At 40.3% G+C, this 17,674-nt stretch carries 17 protein-coding genes; 1 reads left to right on the top strand and 16 read right to left on the bottom strand.

Annotation, left to right across the window (positions count from 1 at the left end; genetic code table 11):
- Window positions 1-2 precede the first annotated feature (2 nt).
- The 14 genes from PQ460_RS10780 to PQ460_RS10715 form a co-directional block, all read right to left on the bottom strand.
- A complete protein-coding gene (locus tag PQ460_RS10780; protein ID WP_274172657.1) occupies window positions 3-1,688 on the bottom strand; it encodes a M23 family metallopeptidase in 1,686 nt (561 codons plus the stop codon).
- A gap of 71 nt (window positions 1,689-1,759) precedes the next feature.
- A complete protein-coding gene (locus PQ460_RS10775) occupies window positions 1,760-3,922 on the bottom strand; it encodes a hypothetical protein (RefSeq protein WP_274172656.1) in 2,163 nt (720 codons plus the stop codon).
- Entirely contained in the window at window positions 3,915-5,885 is a 1,971-nt protein-coding gene (locus tag PQ460_RS10770) for a VirB4 family type IV secretion system protein (RefSeq protein WP_274172655.1), read from the bottom strand. The genes PQ460_RS10775 and PQ460_RS10770 overlap by 8 nt, the downstream gene beginning before the upstream one ends.
- Window positions 5,882-6,694, bottom strand: coding sequence for a hypothetical protein (locus PQ460_RS10765; protein WP_274172654.1), 813 nt, complete (start codon window positions 6,692-6,694; stop codon window positions 5,882-5,884). Before PQ460_RS10765 ends, PQ460_RS10770 begins: the two co-directional genes overlap by 4 nt.
- A gap of 343 nt (window positions 6,695-7,037) precedes the next feature.
- The gene (locus tag PQ460_RS10760) at window positions 7,038-7,454 is read right to left on the bottom strand and encodes a hypothetical protein (protein ID WP_274172653.1); all 417 of its coding nucleotides are present in this window, start codon (window positions 7,452-7,454) and stop codon (window positions 7,038-7,040) included.
- Between the two features lie 26 nt (window positions 7,455-7,480).
- A complete protein-coding gene (locus tag PQ460_RS10755) occupies window positions 7,481-7,936 on the bottom strand; it encodes a metal-dependent hydrolase (RefSeq protein WP_274172652.1) in 456 nt (151 codons plus the stop codon).
- Window positions 7,933-8,406, bottom strand: a complete 474-nt coding sequence (locus PQ460_RS10750; protein WP_274172651.1) for an HD-GYP domain-containing protein — start codon at window positions 8,404-8,406, stop codon at window positions 7,933-7,935. The genes PQ460_RS10755 and PQ460_RS10750 overlap by 4 nt, the downstream gene beginning before the upstream one ends.
- 100 nt (window positions 8,407-8,506) lie before the next feature.
- Window positions 8,507-8,818, bottom strand: a complete 312-nt coding sequence (locus tag PQ460_RS10745; protein ID WP_274172650.1) for a stage V sporulation protein S — start codon at window positions 8,816-8,818, stop codon at window positions 8,507-8,509.
- Between the two features lie 637 nt (window positions 8,819-9,455).
- Window positions 9,456-9,665 (bottom strand): hypothetical protein, encoded by a 210-nt coding sequence (locus tag PQ460_RS10740; RefSeq protein ID WP_274172649.1) that lies wholly within the window; start codon window positions 9,663-9,665, stop codon window positions 9,456-9,458.
- 158 nt (window positions 9,666-9,823) lie between these two features.
- Window positions 9,824-10,489 (bottom strand): hypothetical protein, encoded by a 666-nt coding sequence (locus tag PQ460_RS10735; RefSeq protein ID WP_274172648.1) that lies wholly within the window; start codon window positions 10,487-10,489, stop codon window positions 9,824-9,826.
- Window positions 10,479-12,743, bottom strand: coding sequence for an SF1B family DNA helicase RecD2 (gene recD2, locus PQ460_RS10730; RefSeq protein ID WP_274172647.1), 2,265 nt, complete (start codon window positions 12,741-12,743; stop codon window positions 10,479-10,481). Before recD2 ends, PQ460_RS10735 begins: the two co-directional genes overlap by 11 nt.
- A complete protein-coding gene (locus tag PQ460_RS10725) occupies window positions 12,743-13,531 on the bottom strand; it encodes a transcription termination/antitermination NusG family protein (RefSeq protein ID WP_274172646.1) in 789 nt (262 codons plus the stop codon). Before PQ460_RS10725 ends, recD2 begins: the two co-directional genes overlap by 1 nt.
- A 68-nt stretch (window positions 13,532-13,599) precedes the next feature.
- Window positions 13,600-13,872: a group-specific protein gene (locus PQ460_RS10720; RefSeq protein WP_274172645.1), complete on the bottom strand. Its 273-nt coding sequence runs from the start codon at window positions 13,870-13,872 to the stop codon at window positions 13,600-13,602.
- 182 nt (window positions 13,873-14,054) lie between these two features.
- Entirely contained in the window at window positions 14,055-14,267 is a 213-nt protein-coding gene (locus PQ460_RS10715; protein ID WP_274172644.1) for a helix-turn-helix domain-containing protein, read from the bottom strand.
- A gap of 192 nt (window positions 14,268-14,459) precedes the next feature.
- Here PQ460_RS10715 and PQ460_RS10710 point away from each other — a divergent pair, with 192 nt between their 5' ends.
- Entirely contained in the window at window positions 14,460-14,777 is a 318-nt protein-coding gene (locus PQ460_RS10710; RefSeq protein ID WP_274172643.1) for a helix-turn-helix domain-containing protein, read from the top strand.
- Window positions 14,778-14,853: 76 nt separating this feature from the next.
- Here the strand turns inward: PQ460_RS10710 and PQ460_RS10705 are convergent, their stop codons facing one another.
- Together PQ460_RS10705 and PQ460_RS10700 are read right to left on the bottom strand one after the other, a co-directional pair.
- On the bottom strand, window positions 14,854-15,141 hold the full coding sequence (locus PQ460_RS10705; protein ID WP_274172642.1) for a hypothetical protein: 288 nt from the start codon (window positions 15,139-15,141) through the stop codon (window positions 14,854-14,856).
- Window positions 15,142-15,646: 505 nt separating this feature from the next.
- Window positions 15,647-17,038 (bottom strand): hypothetical protein, encoded by a 1,392-nt coding sequence (locus tag PQ460_RS10700; RefSeq protein ID WP_274172641.1) that lies wholly within the window; start codon window positions 17,036-17,038, stop codon window positions 15,647-15,649.
- Window positions 17,039-17,674: the final 636 nt, after the last annotated feature.

Genomic DNA, 17,674 nt, shown 5'->3' with positions numbered 1-17,674 from the left:
CTTTACTTCATTTTGGATAACTGATCGTACAGAGCACTTACGTTCCGAGTCCAGTTATCTCCGTCGCCTGCGTAGTAGCCACTCGGATTATCCCGGCTACTAAGCCATTCAATTGGATTTACCTGACTTGGACGACCTTTGGACAATTTAATAATCGTATTGGCTGCAATACGCGCAGATTCACCTGTCGTCAATGTTGAGCCTTTCCCTGTACTCCACGAACCAAAGACGTTCCATGGATTACGGATAATTCGACTGGCTTGTGGATGACTAGCAGGAACAAATGATTGCTCTGCACCTGTGATGGCAAGTAACAAATGAGGATCTACATTTTTAGCTTTGCCAGCTGCATCAATCATTTTCAATGTCTTCACATTTGCTAATGCTGAGTTTCGTGCTTGAAGCCATTGTTGAATTGCAGCAATATGCAGTGCACGATACTTGAGCGGATCACCGGTATAACCGAAAAAGTCCATCGGGTCGACGGGATTACCACTGGTTCGAACCTCAAAGTGTAAATGAGGTCCAGTGGAACTTCCTGTTGTTCCCACTTCACCGATCGTTTGACCGGATTGGACTTCCTGTCCGCTTTTCACATTAATGCGAAATAAATGATAATACCTTGTCTGCATTCCATTTTCATGCTGGAGGATGACAGCATTTCCGGCGTTTCCCATGGCTGCTGCATACACTACAGTTCCATCTGCTGAAGCCAGTACAGTCGTGCCTTGTGGGGCGCCAATATCCACCCCATTATGCATTTTTCTCACTCCCGTTATGGGATGAATCCTCACTCCAAAACTGGAAGTGATTCGGTGTGATGCTGGAACCGGCCAAAGTAACGTTCCTCCTGCGACAGGTGACCACGAATCATCTGGTAAAAATCCACCCTCACTTTCATCCGCAACCAGATATTCCATCCAGTAATCCATTAGAAATTTTTGATCTTTTTCAATAACATTCCGTTTAACCAGTAGTTCCTGCATTGGCTCCCAATCTTTTTTCGTTGTCTCTACACTCGTTACAGCAAACCAATATACGGTTTTCGTTAACTTTCCGCATTTTGAGCTTTTCGTTTTTTTCGATGTATTGATACTTGGCTCATATGCATATACAAACTCGTTCTGCATGGTATTGGCTTTCATGAGTAGTTCCTTGTTCACTATCGTTGTTCGCTCTTTGACTACATAGGATTTTGGGGTTGCTCCATTGACGCCGCCACCAACTGCGACACAGATCTGCTCGACCGTTTTCTCCTCACGTGTTTCCCACGTGAAAATCGGTCGCACTTCTTCAAACATCTCTTCCGGCTTAGGAATAAAATTCTTTTGTTCCATAACTTCTGCCTCAGGATCATAAGTTTTTATAAACTGCGGATCGTTCAGCGTTCGATCCATAATAGCTAGCCATCCCCATGGCAACTCATAGGGATCAACTTGCGAGAGCTGATGATCATTCAAATCTTCATTCCATCGCGCCGCAACGGTTTGATAATCCTCCAACACATCCGATTGTTCCTCTTTGGTGCCAGAGAAGAAGGCTTGTGTCGGATCAGTGGCTGTACCGAGAATCGCTTCTTTGGGCAATTCAAAAATGGCATAGTACGCCACAATACAAATGATTAGAATCGCACCAATGCCCAGTATATACGGCCATGTAGATGACCAAAGCGCTCCTAATGCCTTCATTAAAAGGCGTTGCAGCACCATTTTGGCAGCGCGTTTACCCCACTCTCCCATGTCCATCAAACTACCTCCTGCTACAAGTCATAATTGTAGTGACGAGATCCGGAACGAGTCGGAGGCTGCTCAACCTCTGCTCTATTAGTGGTAGTTGGAATCGGACGTACAGGTTCTTGCGTTACCGAATCAGCTCGATTACTTGGAGTAGGTGCCGACGGTCGTTCTCGTTGCTTGAGGAACGGTGGGATCGTTGCAACAGAGTCAGAACCGATACCCGAATCTTGTTTTACTACAGGTATATAACCCTTCGATTGTCCAAGCGAAAAAATTACAGGCGCCGGTTTAGAGAAGCGAGGCGAAGCCGTGCCCCTCACTTTGTTCTCCGTTCCCGAATGTGGTAATGCACTAGGTAAAGCATGATGCCCACTTTCAGATTTCGGTTTATTGCTAATCGGTGTAACTGGTACGTGCCCTGATGCAGTGACCGATTCTTTCGATAGCGTTGGGATCGTTACAAATGGAGTCGCTCCTGATGGTACCGCTCCTAAAGAAGAACTTGATTGCGACTGATCTGAACGAAACGGATGAATGTTTGCCTGCATAGGCTGTATCATATGATGCCCGGAATCTGCGCTAGAAGGCTGTACGGATTCGTCCAAAGTCAATCCACCTTCTCCCACTTGTGGAATCGAAGATACCATATCTGCCGCTTTACGTTGTTCTTGCCAATGCTGGATGCCCTGCATAGCAGCTTTGGATACTTGAAACCCGCCTCTTGCCAACATTTCCGTTCCTTTCCCCGCCCAGCCTCCTACTTTTGCACCTACGGCAGCGCCAACTAGCGGATTCCCTGCCATCAGTCCAATGGACGTACCTGCCACCGTTCCTGCGGCTTTCGCTCCATAATTTAGGGCAAACCCAGCGACTTTTCCGCTACTCTGCGCTGCTCTACGTTGCCAAGTCGGAGCAGCCATTGTCGGTGCTCCTGTACCGTTACTTGCAGCAAACCCGCCTTCGGATTCAGGCAGATTACCTTCTCCACCTGATCCATTTTGCTGTCCTTGTCCTGTATCTTTTCCGCCCTTCATTTTCTTGCCAGCATCTTTGGAGCGAAACATACGTCCGAGTGCCATCATACTTCCGACACCAAACATGGAACCAAGTCCACCACGCTGTTGTTCTTGACCGCCCATTAACTTGTTTAAAAGAGCATAGATACCTGAGAATCCAAATAAGTAAGCAACGATGATCCAGTTGGATACACCATCAGAACTGTAACGTAAGAGCAAGAAAAATAGCCCTAACGCCAAAGCATGGGCACAGGGCATAATCATATGAGACCAAAACAAATCCCACCAGGTTTGCAAACTATGGCGAAATTTAGGGAAGATCGTGAGCACCGCCGAAACCACAAAGGTAGAGACAAGAATCATCAGCATGATGGTTCGCATGGTATATTGATAATTGAGTATTGCCGTCATTATCGCTGCAAGTAGAACCAAAACACCGACAACAAATCCACGATATTTGATCATTTCTCCATAGCCTTCAGCACCATTGCCCCAGATCATATTCAAAAATTTGTCCATCTGTACACCATGATCAACAAGTGCATTCCAGATGATATTGTTGAACGTTTCCACCACATCGGCTACAAATCGCCAAATATAGTATCCAAAACGAATTGATAATATAGCTATGAAAAAAGCTGCCATATAGTCTTTCCATTGACTACGTGTTTCTGCTCGTGTGCTATTCCAGAGAGATAACAGGGACAGTACAACGACAATCATAACGACCGGGTACGGCATGAAATGCTCAAACGTTGAATACAGCGCATCGACTGCACTCATCATGCCTTCGTTGAAAACACCGAGATACAAATGGTCTTGTACACCATCACCTTGTAGAAAACCATCACTGGTAGGATTCGGATTCTTATTAAAAACTAACAAGGTCACATCTTTCATGCCGAAAGATTGAATTAAAAAGTTAGCTGTTCCGATTAATACATCCGAAACATTTCGTTCAAGCAGTCCTGGCTGGTTCTCTTCATTGGAATAATACGAATTCATTTGCTTTCCAATAACACCATTACTTTTGGATGACTCCGACGATTCAGACGACGTGTTGTCCTTCTCCTTTTGCTGTGCGACAGCTCCTTGAGCATGAACAGATATTGGTATAACAGTGAGGCAAAGTAGCGAAACAACACCTAATGACCAAAGCCACTTACGCATAATTTCCACTCTCCAATTCCCGAATATACTGTTTACGCTCAGCATATGCACGATCGTTCGGATCAGTGGTGAACAACATATGCTCAAGTGGAGAGGCATCCACATGAGCAATGACGGACTGATTATCCACTTTGATCAGCATATCGCCTTTTCCAGCTTGATACACAAGGAAATCCGCCTCGCCTTCGGTCAGTGCCAATTTTCCTCGTACAGCATCAATATCCAGTGCTTCCTGAATCCCAATAATCTTAATCGGGCTATTTTTGATGGCTGCCATACCTGCTTTAGATTGAGTGAACACTTCCAACCCTTGCGTAACCGATATAATCCCCGTATTAGTAGAACGTCCCTCGCGATAAGCACGCTCAGACCATACTGCTCCAAAATCTTCGTCCAAAAAGATATTTTGACATTCCTCAATAATCAAATTTTTTCGGATATCCAGAAACTTCTTACACCAACGCTCCATGAGCCAGTTTTCAGTAACAAATAGACCAATTGGACGCATAATTTCAGCATCTAATCGATTGATCCCAAATGCAAAAAATGGTGCACGCTTTAATTCAACGGTTGACTGTCCATCAAAGATGGCGTACGATTTCATCGTTCCTTTTTGCGTAAAAGGACTTAGCAGTTCCCCAGCCTTCCGAATATCTTCGTTTGAGTTTTGTGCCATTTTATCAAGCAGTCCAGAAAGGATCGGCATGTGTTTACGTCTTTGTCGTGTACGAAATTGTCCATCATTTCTTGCATCCACCTCAACTAAACTAGTTGGATCAGACGTAATGCCTGCATCTGCATACTGTTCACGGATTGCTTTTCCAATAAATACTTTAACGACACCCGTTAAAACCTTGCGATCATATACGGAGATCATTTTAAAGACGACTGCTTGTACAGCATTCGCCGCCTCTTCAATATCTACAAAACGAGTGCCGTCTACTAACTCGGTCACATCCACATCGTAAGGATTCAAGCGATGTTTACTATGTTCACTAAGCTCAATATAGGGGCAACCATTTGCCCTTGCAAAGTCAGCATACTCCCCTTTCCAATCAATCACGCCAATTTGTCTTCCAATATGCGTTGACCGATGGGCAAATAACATGGTGCAGTAGGTTTTTCCTCCACCTGACCTTGCAATAATACACATATGATAATTTACAAGATCCGGATGCCAATTATCTAACCAGACCGGGCGCCCTTTTCGATCTTTCCCCATAATAACGCCGGTTCGATGATTCAGGCTTCCTCCACTAAATGGGAATAAATCAGCCAGGTTAGAACTTTCTAGTGACAGTACATGCTCTTGTGCATGGTTATAGACTGGTGCTGTAGGCAAAACAGCTTGTAAGGCTGCTAACTGCTGTGCATCTGCGGATCGTAAGTACAACGACTTACCAGAAAACCGTTGAATTAAAGATCGACAGAGTTTCATTAATGATTTCCAATCGGTTGTACTGACAACCACTTGGATACTTACACGAAAACTTCGTTCAATATTGAGTCGAATCCGTTTTTGACGTTGCTTGAGATCAACAATTTCGTCTCGCATCGCATCAATTTTACGAACATCTTTTTCATCCGCCAAATCAGACAGAAGACCGGCTATTCTCCGACCAATTTGATTGAGTTCTGTATCATTGGCTGACGGAAACACATGAAGAATTAAATCGACATCTCCTTGACCGTTCTTGGTTTGAATTAAAGAATCGAGCATTTTAGCCCATGTGTTTCCAGACGCGATTTCGACAAAAAAACTACGAAAATAACGTACGGCTGTTATCGTACCGCCTACTTCCACTGCATAACTATCTGTCTTCACCTGCTCCGCTGTTAAGTCACCAGGTAGCGTTTCTTTCATCAAAGAAGGAGCGGCAAAATCAATGCCGTTCGCTTTTCCCACATCCAAAGATGGTTCTTCAGCTTGATTCAATGAAGACTTTTTCCATCTCCACTTCAAGCGATTTCCTCCTCAGATGACATGTCACCCTTCATGGACATGGAAGTTTTGGTTCGTTTAAAGCTATCTTTCATCATGGCATCGATCATTCTCGCTTGAGAAGACAATTCACGGTTCAACGTCTGGTACGTATAGTTCCAAACGCCAGCGCGATCGAGACGCAAATAGCGCATCCCAATTTGCTCACAAAAACTAAAAACATTCTCCGCTGCTTCTTCCAACATTTGAAGAGCCAATTCAGTCTTTTCTTCATTGGATAATCGATTTTGGGAAGAACCAAGCTGACCCAGTGCAGCATCGACTTTACTAATACCAATCTGCACACCATTCACTTTAGCTGCTTGTACCGGGTCATATTCGAGAATAAAATAACCTCGGTAATCGCGAATCGATTCATGTTCTAAGCTTTCGTCCATATACGCACTAACCATTCGTCCGGATTCTTTGAGCGCTGGATAATCATCAGACAATTGTGCTACCGATGTATCATAATCTCTAATGTAATCCTGCATTTCAAACAGTTGCGATTGCATCACCATTTTATACGGTAGGGATAGCGTATTGATCAATCCAAAGAAATTAGACCAAATCGCTTTTTGCTCTTCTATGGATGCATTATCTGTATTAATCGGAGCTACTTCTAAGACCAGCCGAAAAACATTGCCCTGTTGACTCATACCATCCCATGTTACGACAGGGTGATCTCCACCAATCATATGTTGCACGGTTAGTTTACGAGAAGACGTTTTTTTCTTGTTTCGAAACCATAAAACAATTACAAAAATAACGATAGCTATGGCCCAAATCATTCAAGAACCTCCTTTACGATACAAGAATAAACGCTTTTTGGTTCGCAAGCGGATGATCATGACATAGTATTTCCAAACTGGCAAATTGGTTGAAGTTTGTCGAAAATAACATAAATACATGGAAATTACGAAAGGAATAGCATAATGCAAACGGGAATACAGCCAGTCATTCCCTATTGGAGGAACCAGATAACTCATTTTTATAGATAAATAAATCCCCGATCCCCACCATAACAGTTGCCCAGAACTAAGGCCGATACCAAACACCGATAAAAACTTTTCCTTGATTTTGCTCTGATACGGAATTGGATGAAAATGTCCCCACATATGATCTTCCTTTCTCTTACTTCAATGTTTCGGCAATATCCACGCCAAAAATACCGAATAAAAATCCTAGAATAGGCTCCGTCCAGAACGTGAATGCCAGACACGCTAAGAATGCTAGCGATTGAATTTTAGTCTGACGCAGTGTGTCTGGACTGAATCCAGCTCCAAAAAAACAAATACCCAGCCAAATACCAAAAATAATAGCACCAAAAATAGCGATATGACGAAATTTGTCTAAAAAACTGTTTGTAGAATTATCGACTTGGGTTTCTAATTTATCAGTACCTGTCAGTTTATCTTTAATGCTTGAGCCGCCACCGTTGACCCCAGTAGCATGAACAGTTTGCTGCGGTAACACCACACCCATAACAGATACCAGCGATATAACCAAAACCAATAACATTATCCTTCTCTTACATTTCTGTAAAATCATTCAACGTTCTTCCTCTCAACCAAATTTCAAAACAGAATTTGAAAATATTGATAACCCTCCAATACCATCCATGCTCCCCAGCTTGCAAGACTAAGACTTTCGACAAATACTGGCGGGATACCAAACAAAGGTACACCAAACTTGAAAGGAATAGGCCAAAGTAAAGCAATACGCCCCGTAAAAAGATCAAGCAACAAATGTGATCCGTAGCCAACCAAAAATGGCCACTGCCAGCTTGCATGGAAGCCAAGAAGTAGCCATATACCTAATCCAAAAATTAGACTATGCGTAATCGTACGTTTACCAAAACTCTGCTCCAAGGCTGTTGGCAGGATGGGAACAAAACGTCCCATTAGGCTGTTTGTGCGATCGATATCCGGAAGTAAAGATGCTACGGCAACGATTAGCAATGATACAGGAGAATGGATCTCCAATAATGCAGCAACCGTCACACTACCAATCAAGTGTGTAGCACCGTTCATAGCGCCTTACCCTTCAAAGCACTCTCACAGATCATGTTCAAAAACGTATCTGTCAATTCAGGGTCAAATGCTTTCCCTCGTTCATAACGAATATAATCCAGCACCTGACCTAGCGCCCAAGCTGATTTATATGGACGTTCCGAAGACAAGGCATCGAATACATCACACAGTGCGACAATCCGACCAGCAAGTGGAATTTCTTCGCCTTTGAGCTGATTCGGATAACCCGTTCCATCCCATCGTTCGTGATGTGTCGCAATAATTGTTTTAGCTACGTCCATTTCTTCGCTGTTATACACGGATAAAATAGACAACCCATACTCTATATGTCGCTGCATCATCTCCTGTTGCACTACAGTGAGCGGCTTTGGCGATTGTAAAATGGATAAGGGAATCGAAATTTTTCCGATATCGTGGTACTTTGCTCCAATACCAATCAACTCTGCCTCACGCTCAGTGATAGACAACATTCGTGCAAAGTCTGTTGCTAACACGCTGACACGGCTAGCATGCTCTGGATCCACTATACGGAGTACATTTTGTAAAATCACTGACTTTCATCCTCCCTTCTTACATGGACTGCACAAGCAATTTGATGGCTGTTTTTCGTTCTCCATCGATCTCAACATCAAAGAATGACGGAACGACTACCAAGCTATAACCATTTGACACGGTCATCCCCCGTGCCACGGCTACAGACTTCATCGCCTGATTGAGTGCTCCGGCACCAACCACTTGTAGTTCAGTTACTTTTTCGCTCTGGATCGCAGAAGCGATAGCTCCAGAAAGAAAACTGACTTTCGTCTTTGTTGATACCTTGTACACTACTACTTCTTCCTGACTGCCAGCTGTCGCTAATTCTCCTGTACGTGCTATTGCCATATTGATTTCTCCTCGCGCTTTATTTTAATGGACAATGCTGCCCACGCCCTTTGGAATGCAAAAAAGCCAGCAGTCGTATGAGAGTTCATACAACCACTAGCTTCGCTTTTTATTTAGTACATATAGTCTTTTGGAAATAAAAAAGGCCCCAAACTGGGCTTATGTAACACGAATTGATGATAGACGCTTTTTGGGCTAACTCCATTATAATAACAAAGGCAATAGTAAGCAAGAACTTTTGTTCGTATTTTTCACTTTTTTGAGCTATAAGATCATGTAAACATGGGGCTGAGGACAAACAGGAAGCCACTGTGCCGATCTATCTCCTACCGTAACAGGTTGTGAGCCATATCCTGGTTTCATCGCTTCCCTGAGCCCTAGTTTTAACAGTAGTAACATATAGATTTAAAGATCCGTTATAACATCTCATCCAAATCACATGTTCCTTTTTTTAAGGATACACCTTAGTATCAACAATCTAACACTGCTCAACCATCTACACTGGTATAAGCAACTGTGATATGGCATTGCCCGCGAAATAGCTACTTGGCTGGCTTATGTGTTTGTTACTATCGTCTTTTCCTACTCTTCATGTATAGCAGCATAGTGACCTACACTTCTTTACGGTTGCTCGCTTCTATGTTTCTTCGTCTGATAGGACTTCCTCCCATGTATAACTGACATGTTGCGCAACCCAGTACTGAACTGCTGCGCTTAACGCTTCTATGGAGTAGTCTGGTATTGCCTCCGATCCATGTTCTTTCGTCCAGACTAACTGAAGATCTACTTCGTATTCGTCTTCTTCTCCAAAATGGAACAGAACACGAATATTTTTAAATGGCTGCATACTTTACCTCCTTCGCATATTTATAGAGTAAGAAGTAAGACCCATACACAAAATTCGCTCAACCCTTGATACGAAAGCATTTATAGCTATTTTAGGGTGTCACCAAAACGGGACACAGGTGTCACCTTTTGGTGACACCCCCTATGCAAAAAAATAGCCTATTTATTCCCCATTTTTTTACGCAATTGCTGTTGAAATTGCAAAAATTGCTTTCGGTTTACTAATCTCCCATAGGTTGCATAAGGCTCTACGATAGCTTTAATCGGTAATTTAATCCCTTTCTTTTCTAACAGATCATAATGAGTCATAAGCTGCGTAATGCCACTTTCTAGCTTATTTTTGTCGCCACAACAAATAATCTCTGGAGATAAAAAAAACGGACGCCTAGTCACTTGACGTCCGTAGATGCGGAGTTCATGAATATTTGCAAACTCATACATCACTCCTTTTTGTATGAGATTGGATAGCATTTCGCTTGTCTTTTGACGGCTGCGCTTCAACAGTGAAGCTAACTCTACAACTGAGCAATATTGATCTGTCTGTGGATCGATAATGGCATTTACACCTATTTTGAGTAAAGGTGAGAGGGTAAAAATAAAAGCTAGTTCAGCAGGAGTTAAATACTGTTGTTGGCATAAATAAAGAATATTAGGATTGATTGTCTGTGAAAAAGGAGTACGATTAATGCGTTTTTGCCGAATAATAGTGAATCCTTGCTCCTCGGCTTTAACAGCCTCTTGATTGACTACACTTAGGTTCACTTCGTTACGGCATTTTGCCCGTTGCTCCGCTTGGTTCAGTCGCTGCTCTAATTCATTCGCCACCTTTAATTTCACCTCTCGAATATAGAAAGTTATTCTCTATACAAAACACGGATGAAGACATCTCAAGTACATGTTGTTCAATCCGTTGCTGTAGCCCTGTATGACGAGAGACTTTGTTATTATTCTCAATCGCATAGCGTAGCGCTTGACGCGATCCGATCATTACAGCAATGTGCTTTGCTCGTGTTAAACCTGTATAGATATTTTCTCGGATCAGCATTCGATGATGTTCCATCGCTACAGGTAGGATTACAATTGGCGCTTCACAGCCTATCATTTTATGGATTGTAGCTGCATATCCTAGATCAAAATCGCGTAGTTCATAATAAGACAAAAGCACTTCCTGACTATAAAAATTGCAAAGTAACCCCATCTCATCGGTTTCCTTGCCCTCTTCATCCACTATAGGCTTAACTCCTATCACAGTACCGCTATCTCCATTTAATATTTTTTTACTGTAATCATTGCGACGTAGCCTTAAAATTTTGTCCCCTTGTCGATAGACCGTTCCTTGTACGTTGAACTCCACCTTGTCCACTGATGGTGGATTTACAGCAGCTTGTAAAGCAATATTTAACTCCTCTGTTCCAATTACAGATTTTTTCTGTGGACTCAGGACACAAACATCGTCGAGCTGATAACCTTTGTCTAAGAATCGCAACACACTTCGGACGATCAGGCGCTGAATCCCTTCCGAATTAGACTGCTCAATGAAGTGAAAATCGCCTGTACTTGTGTTCCATTGAATATCCTCACCATGGTTAAGCCTGTGTGCATTCATCGTGATTTGGCTTTGTTGAGCACGCCGAAAAAGCTCATCCAAGCGGATATGTGTAACTCCCGCTGCAATGAGATCGCGTAAGACATTACCTGGCCCAACCGATGCCAATTGATCGCTATCCCCTATGAGAACGACTTTTGTTTTGGGGCTAATTGCTTGAAAAAGATAATACGCAAGCTGAAGATCCATCATCGAGGTTTCGTCCACTATAACTAAATCAAACGGCAACGGCAGAGATTCTCCGTACGTTTGTTGTTGCCCTGGACGGAGATTGAGCAACAGATGTAGCGTTTCAGAATGATGTTGAGTGATTTCGCCCAATCGTCTTGCAGCACGAGCTGCTGGCGCACATAAGGCTATCTTTGTATCAGGGTATTTTTGCTGGTAAATGGCTAGTAAGGCTTGTACTGTTGTTGTTTTACCTGTACCTGGATTTCCCGTAATGATTAACAGATGATGCATAAACAATACTTGAATAGCTTCCCGCTGCTTTTCTGCCAGCACAATACGATGCTCACGTTGATATTCCCAAATTAGGTGATTCAGTGCAGGTACAGCTTGTGCCGGACGTTGCATCATGCAACTCACCTTATAAGATAGATTCCTCTCATAGATATATAGAGACTTGGGATACACGCGATCCCCCTCCGCAATCACCTGTTCATGAGCTACCATCCATTGTAGTTCTGTGTATATCTTGCGCTTATGCACAGTACGTAATAGTTGCACCGTTCGATCAATAAGCTCCTGCTCTAGCACATAACAATGTCCATTCCCATAACACATTTCATGCAGCACGTGGTGCAAAGCTGCATTAAGTCTGTAGGGTGAATCTACATCCATCCCGATCTGTATCGCAATCGTATCAGCTTGCAAAAATCCGATCATGGGTAGTTCTGTTAGCCGGTAAGGATTGCGCCGAATTATATCTATACACTCTGCTCCCCAAGTAACATAAGCTTTACTGATTAGTTCTGCCGTCATACCATAGGGTAATAATGTCATCATCACCTGCTGAATTTCATAGTTTTGCTTGATACTATCGGCAATCTTGGTAGCATTTTTCTGTCCAATGCCTCTGATTCTCAGTAAACAATCGGCTCCCTCGTGCATGATCTGCTCAATCGCCTGTTCTCCTAATTGTTGTAAGATCAATTCAGCACGTTTCTTCCCACAGCCCTTCACAAATTTAGAGCTGAGAAAAGTAATAACTTGCTCTGTAGTGGTTGGCAATGGATGTTCCCAGTGCGTCACAGCAAACTGTTGCCCATGCTTAGCATGCGTTTCCCAAGTTCCATATATGGTAATTCGCTCGTTTTTACCCACGCCAAATAGCGAACCTTTGATAACAACAGGTTCTTGTTCTTTTTTATCCAGTTGAAAATGAGCGATACCAAAATCATGCTTCGAACTCATTGGTCCATAGCGAGGATGAATGAAATAGTCAATGTGCCCTGTAAGTGCTTTTTCCATCAGGATATACCTAGCGTCTTAATAAAGTGCCGTAGCCGGTCAATCACTACGTGAGAAAGCGGCTTATCCTCCTCTTGAATCCCTATGTGTTGTAACATTATCCTTGGTAAGCGAATAATCTCCTTATGGCTACGTAAAATGCTCTTAACCCTGCTAATGGTTGGATTTAACTTATGTTGCTCATTCAACAATTCCAACTCAGTACTTATCGTATTATCTTCCTTTTCGCCATTCACTATCGTTTCCTCTTGCTGAATCGCATAATCAAGAATTTTCTCCGCTTCTTTACGCTCTTGTGGTGTATCTGCGGTATTCGCTTGATGCAAAGCAAGTTTGACTTCTATTTCAGCCTCAGCTAATTTCTTCGCCTCTTCTTGTATGGTGTCTTCCTCTAATACTGTAGATATTTCTACCTGATCTGTTAAATCAAGCTCAAACATCTGCTGAAACTCATCTGCGCTGATAATTTGGCCACTTCGAGTAAATTGCTTGAGTACACCAGGGATACTTTTAATAAGATGCCACACATCATCTGCAATGTAGGCAGAAGTATTTTCTCCGTCTACAGCATAGTTCATCTCCAAAAAGATATAGCCTGGCATAGCCACACGTTTAATTGGCTTACCTAATTCCCCAGATTTCAAAATACGACGAGTTTCTTGCGAAAACGTATGAATTTCTTTGATCCACTTCTGGGCATTCTCATTTTTCGAGAATGCCCATTCCATTAATCGTTTAACATTAGACTCTTTTCCAGTCATCACTTGAATTGCAAATGCAGCTCCCATCAGGATAACCTCCCTCATGTTTTTGCAGATTGTAAAATTAAGTGTTTTATTACGTTGTTACAAGAATATTATTCTTGTTCGATGAGCCACTCTGTAAGAAACTTCCGAGTTTCCTTTACAGGAAAGTACCATTTGTTTCCGATCTTTCGTTTAATAAAGCGTCTATCATGGAAAAAGGTATCCTGTATAAAGTTCCAGCTCATACAAGTGCGTCGTTGTAACTCTTTGGCATCCCAAAAGATATATTCTGCGTCGACCTCTTTGACCATTTCAGCGATTTGTTTTCTGCACATTTGCTTAATTTCAATAGGATCTAACTCAATCTTCATTAAATTGCTCATGTAAGTCTCCTTTACAGGTAGCTCTGTGTATAGGCACTTAACTAGATTTTGTAGTAGACGAGTAACAGATTATCAGCCACTTAGTATCTTTTAAGATTCTTAGTACTTCAAGCATTTTTGCCTATCCGGTACATCCTTGGAAATGTACTCAATGCTTGCGGATTGTTTGGATAATTTACAACTCATATTCCGACACATCTATACTTATAGTATTTATTTTGGTCAAAAAAAATTTCAGGCTCTACTTCAAGTGCCTCCGCAATTTTTTGGAGTTCATCAGCAGAAATATTGCGTCTTCCTGTTTCTTTATGGGAGTAATTGGCTGTACTATAGCCTAATCTTGTTGCCATATATTCTTGTGTATACTTCTTTTCTTGACGTAATTCTTTAACCATCTCAAAAATACGCATTTAAATCACAACACTTTCTATACTATTTGTATAGTTGTTGTTTTGATTATATGTATACTATTTGTATATGTCAATAAAAAAAAATACATTTAGGATTGAAATTACAACAATAGGTATATTATTGATATCATTAGTTCATCTTTGTATATACGATTGGGTAACTTAGGAGTGTGGATGATGAGAACTTTAGGAGCGCGAATAAAAGAGGAAAGAGAACTACATGGATGGACTCAAATCTACATGGCAAAAAAGATTGATGCAACACCAGCTATGTTATCTCATTATGAACGTGATTTCCGTGATCCTGATACAGATATGTTAGTCAAAATTGCAGACCTTTTAGAAGTGACTACTGATTATTTATTGGGACGAACAAACTATAGAAACACGGAAGAATATAAACGTACTTTAGATTTTGCAGCTGATTGGACCGATGACGAAAAAACTATAGCTACTGCTACCGTCCAGGCATTTAGACAATTAAAGAATAAATAGAAACAGTACATATTCGCCCTTCATTTGGCCTTACAGAGAAAAGAAGTTAAAAACCGTTCAAAATTAGAAACGGTTTTTAGCTTTTATTGATATTATATTCATCAGCCCTTACATTCTGAAAAAAATGAAAAAGTTTGATGGCATCTTCAAAGCCTCTACGATACACGGGAGCTATGCAATCTACACGTTGTATGTACATTGTCTCTAATTTTTCAGTAGCATCTCGTAAATGAGCTGGCAAATGTGATTTAATACTTGTCAGAAGCGCATCAAATTCACTATACTCTTTCTGAAATTTTTTATCATTTTCTTGGGTTATACTTTCAATTTGTTTTTCGATAGAAGGCCCAATAAATTCATACATGCTCCATACTCCTTCCCATGTTTAGCGAAATTTCATACAGATGTTGTAGATTAAAAAACTAATATGATTTATATATAGATTATAACGAACAAACGTTCCCTTTTCAAGAGATTACTGAGTAAAAAGTAACACTTTTGAATCAATTGACTATCCTAAAACGGGATTAAAGTCTTATATAGATATTCTTATATTAATAGTATAGTCACTGTTAGAAAAAATCCAGAAGTGAGATTTTTATAATAATTACACATGATCCTTATAATTTCATATTATGTATACTATCTTTTTAAATTTATATGCAACAAAAAGACTGCCAAAATTATCCTGACAGTCTGTATCATGATTGAACTTCAATTCATTTGAGAATGAACATTAATTCTTACATACTTCTATTATTACTCAACATGTAAGTAAATAACGATCTATGTGTTTGTGTCGATGTTAAATTCCCCAACCGTGTCCCAACGTTGTAATTGTATCTTGATGATTTACGATAAAAATTGTGCTAAGCACCAAAACGACCAACGTAATTTTTTTGATCATCTTCATCAATAGACCTCCTACATAGATTACATAAATTTTTATACATGGTTACTTGTTCCTTAGTTGCATATACTCGATTCATTTCAAATAAGCTTATAGCTTTTAGTAAACTCGATTTTTCATCAATCTGTATAGCAGCTTTCATACTTGATAATAGCTTTTGTATGCCTAGGTTACCAGTTTTATTACTAAAAGCATAAATTGCATATTCCAAGTTATATTTTACTAAGCGAGAGATACTAATCGCTTGATTGTACTCCTCCATATCTAAGTCCTCTACTTCAATAGTTAGATATTCAGAGAATTCTTTCAGAACCTCATCGATGTTATAATGATATGTATTGGCTGAAGCTAAAAGGCTTTCTAGTCCATGAACAATTTCTTGTCTATTCTTTTTCAAAAACTCAACATATTCAGGGATATATTCCTTCCATCCGAGTTTGATTGACATCTGAAGTTTATTAACATATGCAAAATGGCTATATCGATCAACCTGTATTTTTCCTTTTTCATCTAAGCCTTCGAACCATGATAAGTCTTCATATTCCATATGCCAGTTCATTGCTGATTGATAATCTTCAATCATTTCGTAATATATGGCTTTCATTAAATAAGATTGTCCATAGTAATACACTAATGGCTGTACAAGATCTAAGTTATTAGTTTTCCATACATGATTCTCATATAAGGCGTGTGATAATTGCATTAGTTCTTCAGCAAGTTGATTCACTGTATCTGCATCGTTATGTAACCAAAAATAATGACCAGTGGAAATTAATGCTTCTAAAAGAATGGACTCTGGTAGATAACTACGATAGGGCATGAATTGGAGGACTGACATCAAAGCTTGTTTGGGATCAGAGCGGTAAATTTGAAACAATCGGAATAAACTGATAGCAAATCGCTGACTTTGATTGTATCGTTCGATCTGAATGACTATAGAATACAGAACAGCAGAAGCAGCGGAGTAGGCTGAATGATATAATTCTTCTGCACATTCAAATATGGCATCAATTTGCTTTAAATCATCATTTAACTCAAGCAATCGCTCCATCAAAACTTTGATAAGATCAAGGCGATCTATTTTTGCACAACTTTCAATAAATGGCTTAAGTCGTTTCCAATGAGGTTTAGAGAGGAATATTTCGTTTATAAATTGCAAATAATAATAACCTTCAGGCTTTCCTGCTACCTTAGTAAAAGCATCAAGTAGATTAGAAGAAACAAGTTCTCCCGTCAGTGCTTTGCTAATCTGTCCAGCATTGATTCCCATTTTTCTAGAGAGCGCACGGATATTGAGTTGTTCCTGATCCATATACATTTTAATAAGATCTGCAATATCGTGATAGATCACTTAATCCCCCTCCATACTACTATTTAACCTCCTAAAAAAATACCATAATTAATATTAAAATTATAATTCCCTTGAAATATATAGTCAATTATTCATTTTTAATTTTAAGTAACATTATTTTATATTTAATCTTTCTTCTTTTACAAAATCGAACAAAAAATAGCACAATCATTAGAATTAAGTATTTTTTCAAATTATTCTTTCACATGAATTTTGTCTGTATACTCTGTCAGATTCATTCTACGAGACAAGATACAATAAAGACCTGACTCTAACGAAGAAGTCTAGCAATCCTACCTTTAGCAATTAACGTTATATACTCTTGTCTTATCAGCTCATAAGTCATACTAATGCTAATAGCAGATCATATTTACCTCATTTCTCTTACTTCTACTCAGATTAGTTTATTTTTGCATGATTTCAATTCATGCCGTTTCATAAGAAACAATTAAACGTATAATCTATCCTTAACTCATAAGGAAAAAGTGATTTATTCCGTGAACTCCGGTTTTAGTGTATATAAAATAATAAAAATGAAAAATTCCTTATTTAGCAAGCATCATAAACCTCCCAAAATTTCATGTATATTTGATTTTTGTGCTTCATAACGTTCGTATAATCTTATTCTTGTTCTTC

This window comes from Paenibacillus sp. KACC 21273 (genome assembly GCF_028736095.1).
In the GTDB taxonomy this organism is placed as follows: domain Bacteria; phylum Bacillota; class Bacilli; order Paenibacillales; family Paenibacillaceae; genus Saccharibacillus; species Saccharibacillus kyungheensis.
This window is presented reverse-complemented; position numbering and strand designations above follow the sequence as displayed.

Excerpts from the sequence above, each read along its gene's own strand:
- PQ460_RS10780 (WP_274172657.1), bottom strand. The coding sequence starts at position 1,688 with ATGAAGGCATTAGGAGCGCTTTGGTCATCTACATGGCCGTATATACTG.
- PQ460_RS10775 (WP_274172656.1), bottom strand. The coding sequence starts at position 3,922 with ATGCGTAAGTGGCTTTGGTCATTAGGTGTTGTTTCGCTACTTTGCCTC.
- PQ460_RS10765 (WP_274172654.1), bottom strand. The coding sequence starts at position 6,694 with ATGATTTGGGCCATAGCTATCGTTATTTTTGTAATTGTTTTATGGTTT.
- PQ460_RS10760 (WP_274172653.1), bottom strand. The coding sequence starts at position 7,454 with ATGATTTTACAGAAATGTAAGAGAAGGATAATGTTATTGGTTTTGGTT.
- PQ460_RS10755 (WP_274172652.1), bottom strand. The coding sequence starts at position 7,936 with ATGAACGGTGCTACACACTTGATTGGTAGTGTGACGGTTGCTGCATTA.
- PQ460_RS10750 (WP_274172651.1), bottom strand. The coding sequence starts at position 8,406 with ATGTTGTCTATCACTGAGCGTGAGGCAGAGTTGATTGGTATTGGAGCA.
- PQ460_RS10745 (WP_274172650.1), bottom strand. The coding sequence starts at position 8,818 with ATGGCAATAGCACGTACAGGAGAATTAGCGACAGCTGGCAGTCAGGAA.
- PQ460_RS10740 (WP_274172649.1), bottom strand. The coding sequence starts at position 9,665 with ATGCAGCCATTTAAAAATATTCGTGTTCTGTTCCATTTTGGAGAAGAA.
- recD2 (WP_274172647.1), bottom strand. The coding sequence starts at position 12,743 with ATGGAAAAAGCACTTACAGGGCACATTGACTATTTCATTCATCCTCGC.
- PQ460_RS10725 (WP_274172646.1), bottom strand. The coding sequence starts at position 13,531 with ATGGGAGCTGCATTTGCAATTCAAGTGATGACTGGAAAAGAGTCTAAT.
- PQ460_RS10720 (WP_274172645.1), bottom strand. The coding sequence starts at position 13,872 with ATGAGCAATTTAATGAAGATTGAGTTAGATCCTATTGAAATTAAGCAA.
- PQ460_RS10715 (WP_274172644.1), bottom strand. The coding sequence starts at position 14,267 with ATGGTTAAAGAATTACGTCAAGAAAAGAAGTATACACAAGAATATATG.
- PQ460_RS10710 (WP_274172643.1), top strand. The coding sequence starts at position 14,460 with ATGAGAACTTTAGGAGCGCGAATAAAAGAGGAAAGAGAACTACATGGA.
- PQ460_RS10705 (WP_274172642.1), bottom strand. The coding sequence starts at position 15,141 with ATGTATGAATTTATTGGGCCTTCTATCGAAAAACAAATTGAAAGTATA.